Below are 18,411 nucleotides of genomic sequence, written 5' to 3'. Positions count from 1 at the left end.
CAGGCCCAACGGCCGCTAGGGGGCTTCTTCTTGTCTAGCCAGGACTGTGAAGACCTTCTTACTCTCCGCGCATGGCCAAGATCAACTTGCTCCACCTCAACGCCGACGAGCGTGACCGTGGCGACCTGTTCGCCGTTGACGCGTTCCCCGGGGATCGGGCCACCGCCCGGGGGTGCCACGTCAAGCGGACCCTGACTGCGGACGGCGGCGTGGGCGAGCCGTCTTCGGACGGCTCGCCCACGCTTTCGGTTCGTCAGGGGGTCACCCGGGTAGCCGGGCTGTCGCCCGGCAGGCCCGACATGTCGGCCTCGACCGGCGGCACCGGAGTGGCTCCGAGGACGCTGCCGTCCGTGGAGTACGCGGTGAGGGTGGCCGGCTGGTCCGGCGGTATCCGGGTGATGCCGGCGTTCGACGCGTCGAGGGTGACCGTGGCGGGGGGTGCGCCGCCGATCGTGACCGTGACGCGGGCCGCGTCCGGCGGGGCGATCACCCGCACCTGGTCCGTCGGCGGACGGGTGCCGTCGTCGGCCCGGATCCGCCAGCCGATTGGTCGCTGGTCGGCGCCCTCGGCCGGCAGCAGCAGCCGCAGGTCGGTCCACCAGCCGGTTCGGTCGTCGCCGTGTCTGGCGTACGCGATCACCCCGCCGCCGGCAGGCTGCACGGTGAGCAGCGTGGCGGCTTGGCCGTGCCCGCTGCCCGACCAACGCACCCGCACTGTCGTCCCGGCAGCCGGGAGACGACTGTCGAGGAGTGCCGATTGGACGAAGTCGCGCAGGCTGGCATCGTCCACCGGCGTACCTCGGGCACCCCGTCGGGCGGCGGCGAGCAGGACGTCCATCTCCGGTCCGGTCGGGTCGATCGCGTCGTACGGGCCGCCGCCCAGGCCCCCCTGGTAGAGCAGCTGGTCGCCACGGCTGACCCGGACGACGGGTTCGTTCCGAAGCGGCGCGGGGGGCAGGACGGCGAACCCGACCCCGCTGCCGTCCGCCCTGGCGAGGTCCTGGTACTCCAGGGTTCCCCTCGGTGTGTACCGAGGGTCGCCACTGATCATCACGGTGGACTCGGCCGGCCCGACGACGACCGCGAATCCGCCCCGGTCGGGACCGGCCTGCATCAGGGTCATCACCGGGTCGTCGACGCCCTCGCTGTGGCCGGCGTAGCGCATCTGTTCGGCACCGGCCCCGGCCGGACCCACGTACCAGACCAGCGCCTGCTTGCTCAGTAGGCCGAGGCGGAGCGGCACCGCGACCAGCGCGACCCGCTGGCCCGGCTGGTCACTGCCGTAAAGCAAACGAATCCGGTCACGATCGCCGACCTTCCAGATGCCGTCCGGGCTCCATCCACCCAACGGGCTGTCGGTGCTGATCCGCGCCCGCAGCGAGCCCAGCCAGGCCTGATCGCCGGCCAGCGCGCCCCGGGGCGGCGCGTCGAGCAGCGCTGTCGGGGCGGCAGCGACCGCGATGCCAGGCGCCCATCCGGGCAGGGGCACCACGTTGGTCTGGACCCCCACGAGCGCGACTCCGACCGCAGCGGCCACCACCGCCCGCATCAGCCGCGTCCGCCGGTGCCGTCGCTCGCGCCGGGCGAACCCCGGCCACGGGTCCTCAGCTACGTTGACGCCGTGCGCGGCCTGCCATAGCGCAGGACTGAGCGTCGAATCTGCGAAGCTCTCGGTCATGCCAGTTCCTCCTCGAGCCGTACCGGGGACTGGGAGGCGGGTGGGGCGAACTCCACCCGCATTCGGGCCAACCCGCGCGACGCCTGGCTCTTCACCGAGCCGATGGAACAGCCGAGAACCTTGGCGGTGTCCGCCTCGCTGAGGTCCTCGAAGTAGCGCAGCACCAGAACCGCCTGGGTCCTGGGGGGCAACCGCCGCAGCGCGGTGAGGAGCAGTTGCCGCTCCTCCACCTGCGCGTACGCGTCCGGCGTCGGCGCGCTGTCGGAGGTCAGCAGCGGCACCTCCAGCGGCCGCCGCCGACGCCGCCAGGAGATCGCCGTGTTGACCATCACCCGGCGTACGTAGACCTCGGGGGCGTCCCTGCGCAGTACCCGCCCCCAGCGCCGATGAGTCTTCTCCAACGCCGACTGCGCCAGGTCCTCCGCTGTTCCCCGGTCGCCGGTCAGCAGGTAGGCCGTTCGGAGCAACGGCCCCCACTGTCGTTGTACGAACAGCCTGAACTGTTCGTCGTCCTCGTCCCGACTCACGCCACCTCCAGGTCATATCCGCCTCGCGATCACGAGCGGATGCAGAGAGAGACGCGACCGGAGGCGTCCGGGGTTGAGTGGGTCGTCGACGAGGCTACGGACGTGTCGCAGCCGCCTGACCGGTCCCGCCCTGGGCTTCTGCCTTCTGGTGCGCCGATGGTCCCTTCGCCGGACCAGCTCCTGACGGGTCCGAGTCGAGCGGTGGAGCGAGGTCGGTCAGGGCGCGGGCGATGCCAGATCAGCATGAACACCGCCAGTTCCGTCTTCGACCGCATGCCGAATCCCTGTCAGGGTCGAGCCTTGTCCGACCGGCGCCGCCCGCGCCGGACCTCACGACACCGACAAGGAGCGATCATGGTGTTTTCGACAGACGGTTTGGTAACCGCGCTGGCAGTGGTGTCACTGGCCGCCTGCGGCCCCGCCGATGCCGCCGAGCAGCCGACGCGGGACCGTGCGGCAACGGTGAACCCGTCCACCGCCGCTGACCGGGACCACGAGTTCCGGCAACTGGAGGAGAGGTTCGACGCCCGGCTCGGGGTCTACGCGATCGACACCGGCACTGGCCGAACCGTGCAGTACCGGGACGACGAGCGGTTCGCGTACAGCTCGACGTACAAGGCGTTGGCCGCCGCCGAGGTCCTCGACGAGACCACCGACGTCGAGCTGGACCGGGTGGTGCGGTACTCGGCGGACGACCTGGTGACCTACTCGCCGATCACGGAGCGGCACGTCGCCGAGGGCATGACGCTGCGCGCGATCGCCGACGCGGCCGTGCGCTACAGCGACAACACCGCCGGTAACCTGCTGTTGCGTCAGCTCGGCGGACCACAGAAGTTCGAGAAGGAACTGCGCGAGGTCGGAGACAAGGTCACCGATCCGGCGCGCTACGAGACCGAGCTCAACGAGGCGAAGCCGGGTGACCGGCGGGACACCAGCACCGCGAGGGCCCTGACCCAGGATCTGCGGGCGTACGCCGTCGGCGACGCCCTCGAACCGGCGGACCGCGACATCCTCAATGGTTGGCTGCGGGGCAACACCACCGGCGGCGAGCTGATCCGCGCCGGTGCTCCCGATGGCTGGGTCGTCGGCGACAAGACCGGTGCCGGTGGCTACGGCACCCGCAACGACATCGCGGTGATCTGGCCGCCGGACCGGGCGCCGATCGTCCTCGCGGTGCTGTCCAGCCGCGACGAGAAGGACGCCAGCTACGACAACGCCCTCATCGCCAGGGCAACGGAGGTCGTGGTCGCCGCGTTGTGACGGTGTGCCGTGCCGCCGAGCGTGCGCCCGGGCCACCAGCTGACTAACTCCACCAGGGCAGGGTGCCCGTGCGGAGGTGGCCGTGCAGTGTCCGGGCGACGTGTGCCATCGTCGCCTCGCTGCCGGGCTGCGCGACAGCGGGCACCCGGGAGGCGGTGAGCGCGGCGACCGCGTACGACTGACCGTCGGCGTGGTCCACCACCCCTACCTCGTGGCGTAGGTGCAGCAGGGTGCCGGTCTTGGACGACCAGCGGGACGCGTCGGAGGTGAAGTCCGGCGCGAGCCGCTGGCGGTGCAGGTTGTCGCCCATCAGGGCGCGTACCCGCTCGGCGGTGGTCTCGTGGATCGTCGAGGGGCGCCAGAGGGCGTGCAGCAGGTCGACGTAGGCCCGGGCCGATCCGGTGTTGGCGCGGGTGACGTCGAGTTGGGCGACCGGGTGGCCCTGGCCGGGGGTACCGGCGCCGATGGCGAGGGCGTGAGCCAGGTGTACGTCGTCGGGGCCGAGACGTTCCGCCGGGGTCTCGGCGAGGTCGCCGACCCGGTGTCGCACGGCGATGCCCTCGATCCGCAGTCGCCGCAGCTCGGCGGCGACCTCGGTGGGCCCGACGAGGTCGAACAGGGCGTCGGCGGCGACTCCGTCGCTGACGGAGGTGCTCAGGTAGAGCAGGTCGTCCACAGCGATCCGCGCCGGATGGCGGAAGCGGCTCAACCCGGTCGGGCCCGGTGTGGTGATTCGACCGGGCAGGACGTCAACGGGTGCCGCCGGGTCGAGTTCCCCGCGCGCGATCCGTTCGAGCACGGCGACCGCCAGCGGCACCTTCACCAGCGACGCCGTCGGGTACGGGGTGTCCGCGTCGAAGCCGAGTTCCTCGCCGGTGTCGAGGTTGCGGACCAGGAACGCGCCGTGCAACCCCGCCTCGTCGAGCAGGTCCTGGGCGTTGCGGACGACGGCTGTGGCGCTCACGCGGGATCTCCCGTCGTGCGGTCACCGCGTGTGCGACCCCTGGCCGGCCCCGGGTGGCCATCGGTCGCGCCCAGGCATCGTGCGATGTCCGCGTCGAGGACCGTGCTGAGCTGATCGAGGTCCTCGCGTACGCCGGCGGCGACCTCGTAGCCTCGCAGGAGCCGGGGGTCGGCGAGGGGACACCAGTGCAGTCCGAAGTCCTCGGCCTGTTGACGGGAGCAGAGCAGCAGGTCGGGGGAGCCGAGGGCCGCTGCCGCGGCGTCGACGAGGGACGGCGCGACCGCCACCTGGGCCGGCACCAGGCCGGCCGCCTGGCTGGCACGGGTCAGGGGGTCCCGCAGGTGCGCGACGTCGTCCTCGGGTTGGATCAGGATCCGCCGGCGTGCCTGCGTGCGGGCCCGGCCGCTGCGCAGCGTCTCCAGGAACACCGTCGGCGCCGGGAAGGGGGTCCGGGCGGCCAGTCCGAGCGGCACCCGCCAAGACGCCGCCGCCTCCGGAACCGCCACGATCCCGGCAGCGACCTCCAGGGTCCGACAGAGCCGTTCACGCTCGGCCGGGCCGGCCGGCCGTACCTCCAGGTGGATCTGCTGCCGCCGCGCCGCGACCACCAGAGCGGCGAGGTGGTGTGGCGAGCAGATCTCGGGTACGGCGACGCGCAGCGGGCGCAACCGTGCCCGCTGGGCGTCGTCGCCAATGGCATCGGCGAGGTCGACCAGGCGCCGGGCCGATGGCAGCATGTCCTGGCCGAACGACGTCAGCCGCACCGCGCGGGACGACCGGTCGAACAGCCGCGCCCCGAAGTGCTCCTCCAGGGCGGCGATGCGGCGACTGGCGACCGACTGGGGGATGCCCGCAGCGGCGGCGCCGGAGGTGAAGCTGCCGTGGCCACTGACGGCGACGAAGGCCCGGCAGGCGGCGACCACATCCACCCAGCGAACCTATACCCGGATTGCATAGGGCTTGACAGGCCGGAGCCGCGGGACGACCGCCTGCAAGCCCTCGCCCGGATGCTGTACGAGACGCCGGCGGACAACGCCACGCTGGCCGAACTCGGAAAGACGATCGGAGTGAGCCCTCGTACCCTCAGCCGACTGTTCCGCGACGAACTCGGCATGACCTTCTACGAGTGGCGGACGCAGCTGCGGGTCTACCACGCACTCGTGCTGCTGGCCGACGGCTGGGACACCACCCGGACCGCCTACGCCTGCGGATGGGCCAACCCCAGCAGTTTCATCGCGGCGTTCCGCGCGATCATCGGAACGACGCCGGGTCGCTACCGAGCCGGCCGCGCGGCTCCACTCGCGCGGGTCGTCACGTCCGCGGAGTGAAGCCGGCGTCGGGACGGCTGTCGAGGCCGCCAGGGAACCCGCGCTCGTCAGGCCGGCACGTGACCGGCCGTCCAGCACGCCGAGTGGCTGTGGCAGGCGACGTACGACGTGAGGGCATCGTGCAGCGCGGCCTGTCGCGTGGCCGAAAGGCCGGCCGCGATGTTGTCGAGCTGGTGCGGGTCGGCGGTCCTGTCGTAGTACTCCCGTTCGCCGTTGGAGTACTCGACGTAGGTGTAGGTCGCGGTCCGCAGAGCCTCGTAGGTGATCGGGCTGCCGTTGCGGCGGTCCTGGGCGTCGGGATCGTCGGCGGCCTGGTTGGGGCCGTGGTGCTCGATCAGCGCCCCGGTACGCCAGTTCGGCGCCGCCTCGCCCTGCGCGAGGGGAAGCAGGTTGCGCCCGTCGACGTGCGTGTCGACGTCGGCGGCGCCGATGCGCTGGAAGGTCGGTGCCAGGTCGATGTTCTGCACGATCTCGGTGCGCTGCGATCCGGGAACGACGCCCGGCCCGGCGACGACGAGCGGGACCCGCACATCGGTGTCGAAGGCGGTCTGCTTGCCGCCGGTCAACCGGTACTCGCCCATGTGGAAGCCGTTGTCGGAGCTGAACACGACATAGGTGTTGTCGGCGATGCCGTTGGTCGTGAGCTGGGCGCGCAGGTTGCCGATCAGCCGATCGACCGCCTGCACGGACTGGGCACGCTTGCGGAAGTTGGTGTCCAGGGTGCTCTTCTCCTGCGCGGTGAGCGGTCCGTTGTCGGCCAGCCAGGAGGGCGGGTTGGTGGGCAGCCGGTCGTACGCCGCGGTGCGGGAGGCGGTGAGCCACTGGCTGAGCCCGTCCGGCGGCGCACACTTGAGGGGTGAATCGACAGGAGCTGGCCCTCTTCCTGCGCAGCCGGCGCGAGCGGCTCACCCCCGCCGAGGTGGGCCTGCCGGCCGGCACCAGGCGCCGCACGCCCGGGCTGCGACGCGAGGAGGTGTCCCGGCTGGCGTTCATCTCCATCGAGTACTACACCCGGCTCGAACAGGCCCGCGCCCCGCACCCCTCGCCCGAGGTGCTGGCCGGCCTGGCCCGCGCGCTGCGCCTCTCCGACGCCGAGCGCGACCACCTGCACAACCTGGCCGGCAGGCCGCCGGCCCCGCCGGCCGGGCCGCCGCACGAGGTGCGGCAGAGCATCCTCGACCTGATCGAGCGGTTGCCCCAGGCGGCCGCCCACGTGACGTCGGCCAGCTACGAGGTGATCGCCTGGAACGATCTCGCGGCGGCGTTGATGGAGGACTTCTCGGCGCTGCCCCGACGTGACCGCAACCTGGTTCGCCGCGCCTTCCTCGGCCCGCACCCGGACGGCCGGGTGCTGTACGGGGTGTCCGACGTCGAGGAGTTCACCCGCAGCTCGGCCCGGCGACTACGCGCCGCCGCCGCCCGCTACCCCGACGACCCCGAGGTGGCGGCGCTGGTCCGCGACCTGCTCGCGGGCAGCCAACGGTTCCGCGAACTGTGGGAGTCGCACGACGTCGACGACGAGCGCACCCTGATCAAGACCTTCCAGCACCCGCTGGTCGGCCCGGTGACCGTGAACTGCGACGTCCTCGACATCGCCGACCGCGACCAGCGGCTCGTCATCCACACCGCGGTGCCGGGCTCGCCCTCCGCGGAGGCGCTGCGCCTGCTCTCGGTGCTCGGCACCCAGCGCATGACGGTCAGTGCCACCGAGCGCTGACCGTCCCGACGCCCGTAGAACGACTGCGGGCGCCGTCGACGGGACGGCGTCAGCGGTTGCGCCGGTGGTGGACGATCAGCGCCGCCGCGCAGAGCACCGCGACCAGGCCGAACACCGAGCCGATCCACGGGCTGTCCACAACGCTCGAGAGCACCGCGTTGATCGCCGCGCTGACGAAGAGCACCAGCCACAGCAGCGGACGTAGCAGGCCGCCGGGCCGTTCCGGTGCGGCGGCCGGGGCCTCGATGATGCGGTACGGGTCGGTCATGACTGTCTCCCTCGGTGACGTTCGACGACACCATCGACGCTAGGCGGGCGACCCCGACGGGGACGATCCCGCCAGCTCGACGAGCGGCGGTACAGCAGGCTGTACTTTCCGCCGCGGACGCTGCCGGCCGTGCTCGCGGTGGCCTATGTTGGCGCGGGAGGTGGGCGGCGATGGCGTACGTGCGGGGCCGGGTGCGCGCCTCGGTCGACGCCCTCGAACACCTCGTCGGCGGGCTGGGCACCGCGCTGCTGGCGATGGGCGCGCTGTGCTGGGCGGTGGTCGTGGCACTGGCCTGCCTGATCGGGGTGGGTCTGCGGCTGGCGCCCGGCGCGTTGCGGACGGTGCGCTCGGTGGCCGATCGGGAGCGCGCTCGGCTGTCCCGTCCGGGCACGACGATCCCGGCTCCCGGGCCGGTGCCGGAGGAGCTGCGGGAGGCGGTGCGTGACCCGTTCGTCCGCCGGGAGCTCGGCTGGGTCACGCTCCACTCGATCACCGGCCTGGTGTCCGGGCTGGTCGGCCTCGCCCTGCCGCTGTACGCCCTCCAGGACATCACGTTCCCGCTGTGGTACCGACTGGTCCCGCCCGAGGCCGGCGCACCGGGGATCGGTTGGTGGCGCATCGACGGGCTGTCCGAGGCGCTCGTGGTCGGGGTGCTCGGGGTGGGCTGGCTGGTCGCCGCGGTCGGGTTCGGTCCGGCGCTGGCCCGCTTCCAGTCCTGGCCCGGCCGGTGGCTGCTGCCCCCGCCGCCGGGGGTCGACCTGTCGCTGCGGGTCGCCGCGCTGACCGCCACCCGGGCCGCGGCGCTGGATGCCCACGCCCTGGAGCTGCGCCGCATCGAGCGGTCGCTGCACGACGGCACGCAGAATCGGCTGGTCGCGGTCAACGTGCTGCTGGGCGCCGCGCGCCGGGCGGTACGGCGCGACCCGGACCGGGCCGACGAGATCCTCGGGCAGGCGCAGGACGCGGCGGAACAGGCGCTCGGCGAACTGCGGACGGTGGTGCGCGGCATCCTGCCGCCCGTGCTGGACGACCGGGGCCTCGCCGGGGCGCTGGCGGGCCTGGCCGGCAGTTGCGCGGTTCCGTGCCGGCTCGCGGTGGACGTGGCCGTCCGCTGCGCGGCGTCGGTCGAGGCCACCGCGTACTTCGTGGTGGCCGAGGCGCTGACGAACGTGGTCCGGCACAGCGGGGCGAGCCAGGTGGACGTCGCCGTACGCCGCGAGCACGGCCGGCTGCTGGTCACCATCGAGGACGACGGGCGCGGCGACGCCGACGAGGCACGCGGCTCCGGGCTCACCGGCATCCGCCGGCGGGTCGAGGCGTACGACGGGCGAATGACGCTGACCAGCCCATCGGGAGGGCCGACGAGGATGCACGTGGAGCTGCCATGCGGATCGTGATCGCCGAGGACGACCCGCTGTTGCGGGAGGGTTTGGCGCTGCTGTTGCGGGCGGAGGAGCTGGACGTGGTCGCCACGGCGGGCACCCCGGGAGAGTTCCTGGTCGCGGTCGACGAGCACGCGCCGGACGTGGCGATCGTCGACGTACGGATGCCGCCGACCCACACCGACGAGGGCATCGTGGCAGCGGTGGAGGCCCGCCGCCGCAGACCCGGCCTCGCGGTGCTGGTCCTGTCGGCGTACGTGGAGCAGGCGTTCGCCACCGAACTGTTCTCGGTCGGCGCCGCCGGGCTCGGTTATCTGTTGAAGGAACGGGTGGGCCGGGTCGAGGAGTTCCTCACCGCGCTGCGTCGCGTCGCGGACGGCGGCAGCGTGATCGACCCGGAGGTGGTGGCGCAGTTGCTCGCCCGCAACCGCCGGCCGGACACCGCGCTGGGCGAGCTGTCGCCGCGCGAGCGTGAGGTGTTGGGGCTGATGGCCGAGGGGCTCGGCAACACGGCGATCGCGGAGCGGCTGTTCGTCACCGACGGCGCGGTGCACAAGCACATCCGGAGCATCTTCGCGAAACTCCAGCTCCCGCCGGACGACCGGGCCGACCGCCGGGTCACCGCGGTGCTGCGCTACCTGGACGGCGACCAGCGGTAGCGCCGGCATGCCTGGACCCGCCCCAAACATCGCGGCGGCCGAGGGACGTACGACCCGGGGCGGGTTCGGCACCACGCCGAACCCGCCCCGGGTCGTGGAGTGGCGGAGCGTCAGCGCCGCAGGGTGAGCAGGCCGGGGCGGTAGGGCAGGAGGCCGTAGTCGCCGCCGGAGTTGGGGGATCGGCCTTGGTAGAGGAGTTGGAGGTTGCAGGGGTCGATGGTGAAGGTTTGGTCGGCGGTGGTGCGGATGAGTTCGCCGTGGCTGATGTCGTTGGTCCAGGTGGCGCCGCTGTTGGCTTTGCCGGCGAAGGGGTTGCTTTCGGTGGCGGCTTGGGGGGTCCAGGTGCCGCCCAGGCTGGTGGCGGTGAAGGAGCGGAAGTAGCGGCCTTGGGAGCCGATGGCTTCGACGAGCATGAGGTAGCGGTTCTGGTTTTGGAGTTTGTAGACCTGGACGGCTTCGAAGAGGTTGTTGGTGGAGTCGCTCATGATGGTGGTGTAGGTGCTGCCGAAGCTGCCGGGGAAGTTGCCGATGGGCATGCTGGCGCGGTAGATCTTGCCGTTGTCGCCGGCGAAGAAGAGGTACATGGTGGTGTTGTCGGCGATGAGGGTTTGGTCGATGGGGCCGGTGCCGGAGCCGGTGATGCTGCCGGTGAACAGGGTTTGGGCGGCGGACCAGCCGTTGGGGTTGGTGGGGTCGGTGGAGGTGCGGTAGGAGAAGGCGGTGCCGCCCCACTGGTAGGCCAGGACCCAGATGTTGCGGGGGGCGAAGTAGAAGAGTGTGGGGGCGACGGTGGCGTTGTTCATGGTGTTCTGGCTGGCGGAGGCCATGTCGGACCAGTTGGTGAACAGGCCGAAGTTCATCGAGCCCCACCGGGTGCCGGTGTCGTGGGTGGTGGCGTAGACGAGTTGCCGTCCGTTGTAGGGGGCGACGGTGAAGTCCTTGAGTGACACCCAACCCGACTTCGGCTGCGCCAACGCGCCGGTCGACGACCACCGGTACGACGACGGCAGATCACACGTGCCGCCCGGGGGCGGCGTGGTGGGCGGCGGTGTCGTGGGCGGTGGCGTGGTGGGCGGTGGGGTCGTCGGCGGTGCGGGCGTGTCGGTCACCGGTGGCGTCGGCGTGGTGCCACCGTTGCAGGTCACGCCGTTCAGGGCGAAGCTCGTCGGGGCCGGGTTGCTGCTCGTCCAGGACCCGTTGAAGCCGAACGACACCGTGCCGTTGGTCGCGACCGAACCGTTGTAGCTCACGTTGCGCGCGGTCACCGCCGCACCGCTCTGCGTCAACGTCGTGTTCCACGACTGCGTCACCGTCTGCCCGGCGCTGTACGACCACGTCAACGTCCAACTGCTCAACGGATCACCGAGGTTCGTGATCGTCACGTTGGCACCGAACCCGCCCTGCCACTGCGACGACACGGCGTAGTTCACCGAGCAGCCCGCTGCGGCGGCACCGGCCGGCATCGCCACGACGACCGTGGCCGACGCCAGCAACGCGACACCGGCCGAGACGAGGCCGACATTGGTCGGTCTAAATATGGTCATCAAGCACCCTCCTGACGGGATGGCGGCCTCCACATTCGTGGGAATCATTGTTAGGTGAGCGTTAACAGCCGCGTCGCGTATGTTACGGGAGCGCTCCCAAACCATCAACCTCGATGCCTTGAAGGCGTCGGACCGTCATCGTGGGCCCTCCGAACAGGCCGGCACGGCCGCCCCGGTGCGCTGCACGCAGGACGGCCGTGCCGGTCCTCGGACGTCGTGCGAACGGCGACCGAGGCGTCGTCAGCCGACGCTGCCGGTGACCGTGCCACCGGACTTGGTCAGCCGGTAGGTGATCTGCGTTCCGCTCCAGAGATGGAAGGTGAGAATGACCGGACCATCGTTGACCTCGGCGAAGAACTCGGGCTTCAACAGGATCGTGTTCGCCGCGTAGTCAGGCTGGAAGGTGCTCCAGAACTCCTTGTAGGTGGTCCAGTTCGCCGGCCCGGCGGCAGAGCCGTCGGCGTACCTGGCCTCCATCGTGGCGAGCTGGTCACCTCGGAACTGGGTGGGGATGGTGAAGGAGGCGGTCGTCCCGGTGGCGGCGGCCTGGGTCGGCGGGTCGTAGGAGATGATGCTGATCTGCCACGGCACGCCCTGCGAGAAGCGGGCCTCGATGGTCGCGTTCACACCGGGGGCGCGGTTGCCGACCAGCCGGGTCAGCGCCGAGCTGGTCAGGGTGAGCGTGGTCCCGGAGACCGTGTAGTCGGTGCCGTTGACGAGGTTGGTGCTGCCCTGCCGCAGTCCCTGGAACGAGGCGCCGTTCAGGTTCAGCGTGAGGGTCCTGCTGGTGATGGTGCCGGTGCGGCGTACGTAGACCTGATCCGAGGAGGCCGTGGCCGACCTGGTGGTCACGCTCGTCTTCATCAGTGCCAGCAGGCCCGGGTCCCGCCACTGCAGGGTGTTGCGGTTGAGGAACGACCCCGCGTCCCAGAGCATGGTGGTGAACTTCCTGATCCGGGCCTGGTAGCCGACGGCCTCGAAGAACTTCAGCAGCTCGCCGCGTTCGATGATGCCGGGTCGGGTGTAGTCGTAGCTGAGCAGACCCCACTCGCCCACGATCACCGGTACACCCCGCGCCGCGAAGGTGTTGCGCACCCGGTCGAAGCCGTCGACCATGTCCTGCTCGACGTTGGTGTCGTAACGGGTACCGCCGGCGATGTTCACGCTGAACGGCCACCACCCGTAGAAGTGGACGGTCGCCGCGATGTTGCGGTCGTTCAGCTGCGCGATCGTGGCCGCCAGCGCGTCGAGCTGAGCCTGGTTGGAGTTGGTGTTGAGGGTGGGCAGCACCAGCAGTCGGGTGGCGTTGTTCCCGCCGGACTGGCGGACGAGGCGGACGAACGCGACGTGGAGCTCGCGCAGCACCTCGTCGCTCTGAGCGTCGCCCGAGGTGCCGGTGAACTGCGGTTCGTTGATGTTCTCGAAGACGAGCTTCGACGAGTGGTCGCGGAACCTCGTGGCGATCTGGGTCCACAGCGCGGTGTAGCGGTTCATCACGTTCGTGCGGTCGCCCGGGTAGCCGTTGATCCACTGCCAGGAGTCGTGATGGAGGTTGATCATCACGTACAGGCCCTCGGCCAGCGACCAGTCGACCACCTGCTGGACCCGGCTCAACCAGACCGGGTCGATGGTGTACGTCGGCGCCGGACCATGGTGGTTGCTCCACGTGATCGGGATCCGGATGCTGTTGTACCCCTGTGCCCGTACCTCGTGCAGCATGGCCTGGGTGATCAGCGGATTGCCCCATGCGGTCTCGTCCGGGATGGCGTCGAGGGTGTTGCCCACGTTCCAGCCGGGCTGCATCGCCGCCACCGTCGCCGCCGCGTCACCGCCGGGTGACGGTGACGGAGACGTGGACGGGGATGTCGTCGGCGTCGGGGACGGGGTGACGGTCGGGGTCGGGGACGGCGTGCCGCCCACACTTCCGGTGCACGTGACGCCGTTGAGGGCGAACGAGGCCGGCGCGGTGTTGCTGCCCGTCCAGGACCCGTTGAAGCCGAAGGAGACGGAGGCGTTCGTGCCGATGGCGGCGTTGTAGCTCACGTTCTTCGCGGTGACCTGGTCGCCCGAGGAGGTGACGGTGGCGTTCCACGCCTGGGTCACCCGCTGGCCGGACGGGAAGGCCCAGCTCAGGCTCCAGCCGTTGACCGCGTCACCGAGGTTGGTGACCTTCACGTCGGCGGTGAAGCCGCCCTGCCACTGGGACGGGACGGCATACGCCACTTGGCAGCCGGCCGCGGCCTGGGCGTTGCCGGCGACCATCATGCCCGCGGTGACCATCAGGGCCACCGCGCCGGCGACCAGGCCGACCCGTCGCCGTGTTCGTGGGAAACCGTGCGAACTCATCAGGAGACTCCTCGCCATGCTGGCGCTGTGGTGAATGGGGTGTCGACGTTCGCCGGCCGTCGGCCACCCGGTCCTGACGGGTCGAGGTGTGCCCGGACGGGGGCCTGGCACCCGGCGACCGCATGCGGGATGGCGAATGCGCGATGCCCGTGCGCGTGGGGCCGTGGTCGCCTGGACGACGCGGCCGGGAACGTGGATTGCGCGGACACTGCCCGAGGGTCCGCGCGAGCGGCGAGGCTCCCGCAACGATCGCTATGTTATCGATAACATAGTCATTCACCGATTGATGGGCAAGATATGCCCGCCCCGTTCACTGCAATTCGTACTCCAGCATGAAGACACCGCCGGTCAGGTTGTTGAGCATGGCTGCCACGCCCGCCCGATGGCGGCCGCGCAGCGCTCGGCCGTGAACGAGCCCGCGTCGTACGACGAGGACATGCCGAGCACTTCGCCACACCGTCGAAACACGCCCTCGGGGGTGCACCGACTGCGGCCGGTCGCCCTTGTGGGTGAACGGCACCGAGCACCGGGCCGGGCCCGCCGCCGAGCCGGCATGCTGCGACGGTGACGCCGGCCCGGAGAGGAAGCCCACATGGTTGACGCGGACGTGCCAGAGCGGATGCAGGCTGCGGCGCTGGACGAGTTCGGCGGGCCGGAGGTGATCACCCTGCGGAAACTTCCGGTACCCGAGGCCGCCGCCGACGAGGTGCTGATCAAGGTCCTGAGCGCCGGCGTGGGCGTGTGGGACGTCTACGAGCGGCAGGGCATGCTGGTGCCCGAGGGCACCGAGTTTCCGATCGTGCCCGGCCCGGACGGCGCCGGAACCGTCATCGCGGTCGGCAGCCAGGTGACCGATCTCGCGGTGGGTGACCTGGTCTACGCCGCCGCCACCAGCCGACCGAAGGGCGGCTTCTACGCCGAGTACGCGGCCGTCAAGGCCGAGTACGTCGCGAGGCTGCCCGACGGTGTGCCGGCCGAGCACGCCGGTGCGATGCCCACCGACGCGCTGACCGCGCTGGCCGGGCTGGACACCCTCAGCCTGCCGCCGGGCGCCTGGCTGTTGATCTTCGGTGCGAGCGGTGGGCAGGGCCACCTGGCCGTGCAGTTGGCCAAGCGACAGGGGCTCAACGTGATCGCGGTGGCCTCCGGCAGCGACGGGGTCGCACTGATGACCCGCCTCGGCGCCGACGTGTCTCTCGACGGCCACGCCGACGCCGACGAGGTGCTCGCGACGATCCGGGACGCGGCCCCGGAAGGAGTGGACGGCATCCTGGCGATGGCCGGCGGGAAGACGCTGGACCGGCTCACCGAGACGCTGTCCGACGGCGGGGTCGTCGCGTACGCCCACGGGGTGCGGCCGGAACCGCGCGAACGGTCCGGTGTGTCGGTCCGGGCGTACGACGGTGTGGCCAACCGCGGACAGTTGCAGCGCCTCAACGAACTCATTGAGGCCGGGCCGTTCGTGGTGCACGTCGCCGAGACGTTCCCGCTGGGCAAGGTGCGGGAGGCGCACAAGCGCCTGGAGAGCTCCTACCTGGGCAAGCTGCTGCTGACGATCGCCTGAGGCGTCAGCCGACGCGCTGTTGCGGCACGCGTACCGAAGCCATCCCGGCCGCCGTCGCGGCCTGGATGCCCAGGTCGGTGTCCTCGAAGACCAGGCAGGAGCCCGGGGGCACGCCGAGCTGCCGCGCCGCGAGCAGGAACGCCTCCGGGTCGGGCTTGGCCCGCGTGTAGTCCTCGGCGCACACCAGCACGTCGAAGCGGTCCAGCAGACCGAGCGCGTCGAGGGAGGCGGTGACCGTGGCCCGGGTGCTGCCGGAGACGACGGCGAACGGCACCCGGCGGTGCGCGTCGTGGATGTGCGCCACCACCTCGGGCACGGCGGCGACCTGCGGCAGCAACTCCTGGTAGATGCGCTCGCGGTTCTCGACGACGGTCGCCACCGGCATCGCCAGACCCTGCCGCTCGTTCAGCTCGACGATGATGTCGGCGGTCGGCCGGCCACCCCAGGCGTAGAAGAGATCCTCCGGGAACTCGCAGCCCCACTCGTCGAGCGCCCGCCGCCACGCCACGTAGTGCAGCGGCATCGAGTCGACGATGGTGCCGTCGCAGTCGAACAGGTACGCGGCGAACTCACCGGGCGGCAGAGGCAGAGTCATCGAGGAAGGGTACAGCGGGAATCCGCTCACTCCTCGCTGACGGATGCCAGCCGACGCAGCAGGTCCGCACGTTCCGGCTCGGTGCCGACCAGCGCCAACGCGTCCCGGTACGCCGCATCGCCAGCAGGGTCGTTCTGCGCCCCCCGGGGGCACGTCGGGTCTCCCCGTGGCAACGAGGAAACCCGACATGCCCACGTCAGGCCGGGGCGTCCGTCCGGCGCCGGGTCCGCTCGGCCCGCCGCCGCATCTGCTGGTACGCCCCGGTCAACCCCATCGCCCGGCGTACCTCGGTCAGGGTCTGGCGTACCTCCTGCCGGGTCCGCTCGGTGCCCTCGACGATCAGCCGATCGACAAGTCCCCGCTCGGCCTCGATCGCGGCCCGGCGCTCCCGGATCGGCGCCAGGAACGTCTCCAGCGCGACGACCAGCCGCTCCTTGACCTCCACGTCACCCACCCGCCCGGCCCGGTAACGGTCGGCCAGGTCGGCCACCTCGGCACGGTCCGGGTTGAACACCTCGTGGTACGCGAAGACCGGGTTGCCCTCCACCGTCCCCGGCACGTCGGCCCGCACCCGGCTCGGGTCGGTGTACATCCCGCGCACCTTGCGGCGCACCGTCGCCGCGTCGTCCGACAACGCGATCGTGTTGCCCCGACTCTTGCTCATCTTGGCCGTGCCGTCGGTGCCCACCAGACTGGGCGTGTCCGCCGGGATCAGCTCGGGCACCGGGAACACCGGCCCGTACAGGTGGTTGAAGCGGCGGGCGATCTCCCGGGTCACCTCGACGTGGGCGGCGTTGTCCCGGCCGACCGGGACCACCTCCCCCTTCACGCACAGGATGTCCGCCGCCTGGAGCACCGGATAACCGAGCAGCCCGTACGGCATCTCCTCCTTGCCCGCGTCGCGGGCCATGTCCTTCAACGAGGGCACCCGTTCCAGCCGGGGAACGGTCACCAGGTTCTGCAGAAGGGTGTTGAGATCGCCGACCTCCGGAATTGCCGACTGTAGGTAGAACGTGGCACGCGCCGGGTCGACGCCGGCGGCGAGGATGTCGGTCACCATCTCGCGGGCATTGCCGGAGACCTGGTCGATGTCCTCCCGGCGGTTGCGGGTGGTCAGCATGTGCAGGTCAGCGATGATGAAGAAGCTCTCGTAGCGCTGGTGCAGCCGCACCCGGTTGGCGATGCTGCCGACGTAGTGGCCAAGGTGCAGGCGGCCGGTGGGCCGGTCGCCGGTGAGCATTCGTGCGATGGACATGGCGAGGTGCCTCTCGTGCAGGTGGGTAAGTCACGCGTGGGCGCGCGCCGAGCGGGGCGAACAGGCCCCCTCGGTAAGCGGAAACAGGGCTCAGCGAGCCGTCCGCCATCGCGCGCCGGCGCGGTACCGCAGACCACCGGCACGGAGTACGTCCAGGAAGTGCTCACGGCCGTCGCCGGAGCTGGCCGGGACCGTGGGCACGACACCGCACGGCAGGCCGTCGACCACATCGACCGCCTCCGACACGCAACTGCCCGTCCGGACCACGGCCTCACGTTACCCGGGGACGGTCCTGAGCTGTCCTCCTTCGCACTGCCCACCCCGGCGTGGCCGGACACGGGCTGCTTGGAGTGCCAGCTCCGGTCGGCGGCGCGCGGTCCGGGCGTCGCGTTCGTTGCGTCCTTGGCCAGCTCGCGGATCGGATGCACTGGCATACTCGGCTGCCATGGTGCTGTCGCGAGGGTGGGCTCTCTTCCTGGTCGGGGTCGGGATCTGGACCTGGGTGATCTGGCCGAGGTTCGCCGTCGCCATCTGGCAGGACCCCCGATCCTGGGCCTCCGGCACGGTGGCCGACGGCGCCACGACCAGCTTCCTGTGGGTGCACGCTCTGCTGATCGCCGCGTCCCTGGCCATCGGAACCACCGTCGGTGTGCTCGGCATCCGAGCCTGGTTTGCCGCCCGCCGACGGCAGGCGTCCTGACCTCCGCCGCTGCTCGGCGAGGCGTCCGGATGGCTGATCCGACGCGGAGGGGAATCAGTGTGACGCGGGACGCTACCCGCCGATTTGACGATCAAACCCACGGACGCGTAACTTTCTCTCTGCCAGCGCGGAACGGGGCAAACAGGGCGAAAGACCTGGAGCACCGGATCGGGCAGGCAGCCGGGTCAGGCAGGGGTTCGCCTCTGCGGGGCACGGTTCGGGCGGGGCTCACCGGATCAGCCGCGAGGCGGATTTGGCGCAGCGGAACCGACCGGGTAAGGTTCACGACCGGCAGGGCACCGGGCGAGACTGCGGGACACCGCAGCGGCCGGCCTGCCAAATCCGACGACCTGACGCAGCGGTTCGCTGCTGCGTGAGTGCGCCGGGACCAACCCGTACGAAGCACGACAGACCGGGACACACGGTTTGACACGGCGAAGACGGTGAGGTAACGTAGTAAAAGTGCCCGGCGCGAGAGCGGCGGGGACGCGGTACGAAAAGCCCCGGGATGGTGGCCCACTGGTTGGGTCTTCTGATCGGTGTGTGGTTGTTCTTTGAGAACTCAACAGGGTGCTTGTAAAGCCAGTGCCAATTATGATTTATACCCCGGATTGGTCGAGCCTT

18 protein-coding genes are annotated in these 18,411 nt (G+C 70.9%); 7 read left to right on the top strand and 11 right to left on the bottom strand.

Annotated features, from left to right (window positions below):
• Positions 1–253: 253 nt before the first annotated feature.
• Positions 254–1,678, bottom strand: coding sequence for a hypothetical protein (locus ACFYPH_RS09605; protein WP_355133737.1), 1,425 nt, complete (start codon positions 1,676–1,678; stop codon positions 254–256).
• Positions 1,675–2,205 (bottom strand): SigE family RNA polymerase sigma factor, encoded by a 531-nt coding sequence (locus tag ACFYPH_RS09600; RefSeq protein WP_387180601.1) that lies wholly within the window; start codon positions 2,203–2,205, stop codon positions 1,675–1,677. The genes ACFYPH_RS09605 and ACFYPH_RS09600 overlap by 4 nt, the downstream gene beginning before the upstream one ends.
• Before the next feature lie 354 nt (positions 2,206–2,559).
• On the opposite strand from ACFYPH_RS09600, the gene bla reads away from it, so the two are divergent.
• Positions 2,560–3,465: a class A beta-lactamase gene (gene bla, locus ACFYPH_RS09595; protein WP_387180599.1), complete on the top strand. Its 906-nt coding sequence runs from the start codon at positions 2,560–2,562 to the stop codon at positions 3,463–3,465.
• A gap of 43 nt (positions 3,466–3,508) precedes the next feature.
• Here bla and ACFYPH_RS09590 read toward each other — a convergent pair whose 3' ends face one another.
• Positions 3,509–4,429, bottom strand: a complete 921-nt coding sequence (locus ACFYPH_RS09590; RefSeq protein WP_354862885.1) for a serine hydrolase — start codon at positions 4,427–4,429, stop codon at positions 3,509–3,511.
• Positions 4,426–5,358, bottom strand: a complete 933-nt coding sequence (locus ACFYPH_RS09585; RefSeq protein ID WP_354862887.1) for a LysR family transcriptional regulator — start codon at positions 5,356–5,358, stop codon at positions 4,426–4,428. The genes ACFYPH_RS09590 and ACFYPH_RS09585 overlap by 4 nt, the downstream gene beginning before the upstream one ends.
• A gap of 78 nt (positions 5,359–5,436) precedes the next feature.
• Between ACFYPH_RS09585 and ACFYPH_RS09580 the strand changes: the two genes are divergently transcribed.
• On the top strand, positions 5,437–5,757 hold the full coding sequence (locus ACFYPH_RS09580; RefSeq protein ID WP_355063513.1) for a helix-turn-helix transcriptional regulator: 321 nt from the start codon (positions 5,437–5,439) through the stop codon (positions 5,755–5,757).
• 47 nt (positions 5,758–5,804) lie between these two features.
• Here the strand turns inward: ACFYPH_RS09580 and ACFYPH_RS09575 are convergent, their stop codons facing one another.
• Positions 5,805–6,476 (bottom strand): sulfatase-like hydrolase/transferase, encoded by a 672-nt coding sequence (locus tag ACFYPH_RS09575; RefSeq protein WP_387181449.1) that lies wholly within the window; start codon positions 6,474–6,476, stop codon positions 5,805–5,807.
• A gap of 137 nt (positions 6,477–6,613) precedes the next feature.
• Here ACFYPH_RS09575 and ACFYPH_RS09570 point away from each other — a divergent pair, with 137 nt between their 5' ends.
• The gene (locus ACFYPH_RS09570) at positions 6,614–7,474 is read left to right on the top strand and encodes a helix-turn-helix transcriptional regulator (RefSeq protein ID WP_387180595.1); all 861 of its coding nucleotides are present in this window, start codon (positions 6,614–6,616) and stop codon (positions 7,472–7,474) included.
• A gap of 49 nt (positions 7,475–7,523) precedes the next feature.
• Here ACFYPH_RS09570 and ACFYPH_RS09565 read toward each other — a convergent pair whose 3' ends face one another.
• Positions 7,524–7,742: a hypothetical protein gene (locus ACFYPH_RS09565; protein ID WP_354862891.1), complete on the bottom strand. Its 219-nt coding sequence runs from the start codon at positions 7,740–7,742 to the stop codon at positions 7,524–7,526.
• 170 nt (positions 7,743–7,912) lie between these two features.
• On the opposite strand from ACFYPH_RS09565, the gene ACFYPH_RS09560 reads away from it, so the two are divergent.
• Both ACFYPH_RS09560 and ACFYPH_RS09555 read left to right on the top strand, forming a co-directional pair.
• Positions 7,913–9,139 carry a sensor histidine kinase gene (locus ACFYPH_RS09560; RefSeq protein WP_387180592.1) on the top strand — a complete coding sequence of 409 codons (1,227 nt, stop codon included), beginning with the start codon at positions 7,913–7,915 and terminating at the stop codon, positions 9,137–9,139.
• Complete coding sequence (locus ACFYPH_RS09555) at positions 9,127–9,783, top strand: response regulator transcription factor (RefSeq protein ID WP_354862894.1); 657 nt, start codon at positions 9,127–9,129, stop codon at positions 9,781–9,783. The genes ACFYPH_RS09560 and ACFYPH_RS09555 overlap by 13 nt, the downstream gene beginning before the upstream one ends.
• A gap of 110 nt (positions 9,784–9,893) precedes the next feature.
• Here ACFYPH_RS09555 and ACFYPH_RS09550 read toward each other — a convergent pair whose 3' ends face one another.
• Entirely contained in the window at positions 9,894–11,327 is a 1,434-nt protein-coding gene (locus ACFYPH_RS09550) for a non-reducing end alpha-L-arabinofuranosidase family hydrolase (RefSeq protein ID WP_387180589.1), read from the bottom strand.
• A gap of 240 nt (positions 11,328–11,567) precedes the next feature.
• The gene (locus ACFYPH_RS09545) at positions 11,568–13,673 is read right to left on the bottom strand and encodes a cellulase family glycosylhydrolase (RefSeq protein WP_387180586.1); all 2,106 of its coding nucleotides are present in this window, start codon (positions 13,671–13,673) and stop codon (positions 11,568–11,570) included.
• 592 nt (positions 13,674–14,265) lie between these two features.
• Between ACFYPH_RS09545 and ACFYPH_RS09540 the strand changes: the two genes are divergently transcribed.
• On the top strand, positions 14,266–15,237 hold the full coding sequence (locus tag ACFYPH_RS09540) for an NADP-dependent oxidoreductase (RefSeq protein WP_354862991.1): 972 nt from the start codon (positions 14,266–14,268) through the stop codon (positions 15,235–15,237).
• Between the two features lie 4 nt (positions 15,238–15,241).
• Here ACFYPH_RS09540 and ACFYPH_RS09535 read toward each other — a convergent pair whose 3' ends face one another.
• The 3 genes from ACFYPH_RS09535 to ACFYPH_RS09525 form a co-directional block, all read right to left on the bottom strand.
• Positions 15,242–15,832 (bottom strand): HAD-IA family hydrolase, encoded by a 591-nt coding sequence (locus ACFYPH_RS09535; RefSeq protein WP_354862992.1) that lies wholly within the window; start codon positions 15,830–15,832, stop codon positions 15,242–15,244.
• A 196-nt stretch (positions 15,833–16,028) separates the two neighbouring features.
• Positions 16,029–17,087, bottom strand: a complete 1,059-nt coding sequence (trpS, locus tag ACFYPH_RS09530) for a tryptophan--tRNA ligase (protein ID WP_363939195.1) — start codon at positions 17,085–17,087, stop codon at positions 16,029–16,031.
• A 90-nt stretch (positions 17,088–17,177) separates the two neighbouring features.
• Complete coding sequence (locus ACFYPH_RS09525) at positions 17,178–17,354, bottom strand: hypothetical protein (RefSeq protein WP_354862997.1); 177 nt, start codon at positions 17,352–17,354, stop codon at positions 17,178–17,180.
• Between the two features lie 178 nt (positions 17,355–17,532).
• On the opposite strand from ACFYPH_RS09525, the gene ACFYPH_RS09520 reads away from it, so the two are divergent.
• Positions 17,533–17,787 carry an SCO4848 family membrane protein gene (locus tag ACFYPH_RS09520; protein ID WP_387180580.1) on the top strand — a complete coding sequence of 85 codons (255 nt, stop codon included), beginning with the start codon at positions 17,533–17,535 and terminating at the stop codon, positions 17,785–17,787.
• Positions 17,788–18,411: the final 624 nt, after the last annotated feature.

Origin of the sequence: Micromonospora sp. NPDC005252, from assembly GCF_042872475.1 — a bacterium.
Taxonomy (GTDB): domain Bacteria; phylum Actinomycetota; class Actinomycetes; order Mycobacteriales; family Micromonosporaceae; genus Micromonospora.
This window is presented reverse-complemented; position numbering and strand designations above follow the sequence as displayed.

Excerpts from the sequence above, each read along its gene's own strand:
- ACFYPH_RS09605 (WP_355133737.1), bottom strand. The coding sequence starts at position 1,678 with ATGACCGAGAGCTTCGCAGATTCGACGCTCAGTCCTGCGCTATGGCAG.
- bla (WP_387180599.1), top strand. The coding sequence starts at position 2,560 with ATGGTGTTTTCGACAGACGGTTTGGTAACCGCGCTGGCAGTGGTGTCA.
- ACFYPH_RS09580 (WP_355063513.1), top strand. The coding sequence starts at position 5,437 with ATGCTGTACGAGACGCCGGCGGACAACGCCACGCTGGCCGAACTCGGA.
- ACFYPH_RS09565 (WP_354862891.1), bottom strand. The coding sequence starts at position 7,742 with ATGACCGACCCGTACCGCATCATCGAGGCCCCGGCCGCCGCACCGGAA.
- ACFYPH_RS09560 (WP_387180592.1), top strand. The coding sequence starts at position 7,913 with ATGGCGTACGTGCGGGGCCGGGTGCGCGCCTCGGTCGACGCCCTCGAA.
- ACFYPH_RS09555 (WP_354862894.1), top strand. The coding sequence starts at position 9,127 with ATGCGGATCGTGATCGCCGAGGACGACCCGCTGTTGCGGGAGGGTTTG.
- ACFYPH_RS09550 (WP_387180589.1), bottom strand. The coding sequence starts at position 11,327 with ATGACCATATTTAGACCGACCAATGTCGGCCTCGTCTCGGCCGGTGTC.
- ACFYPH_RS09545 (WP_387180586.1), bottom strand. The coding sequence starts at position 13,673 with ATGAGTTCGCACGGTTTCCCACGAACACGGCGACGGGTCGGCCTGGTC.
- ACFYPH_RS09540 (WP_354862991.1), top strand. The coding sequence starts at position 14,266 with ATGGTTGACGCGGACGTGCCAGAGCGGATGCAGGCTGCGGCGCTGGAC.
- ACFYPH_RS09535 (WP_354862992.1), bottom strand. The coding sequence starts at position 15,832 with ATGACTCTGCCTCTGCCGCCCGGTGAGTTCGCCGCGTACCTGTTCGAC.
- trpS (WP_363939195.1), bottom strand. The coding sequence starts at position 17,087 with ATGTCCATCGCACGAATGCTCACCGGCGACCGGCCCACCGGCCGCCTG.
- ACFYPH_RS09520 (WP_387180580.1), top strand. The coding sequence starts at position 17,533 with ATGGTGCTGTCGCGAGGGTGGGCTCTCTTCCTGGTCGGGGTCGGGATC.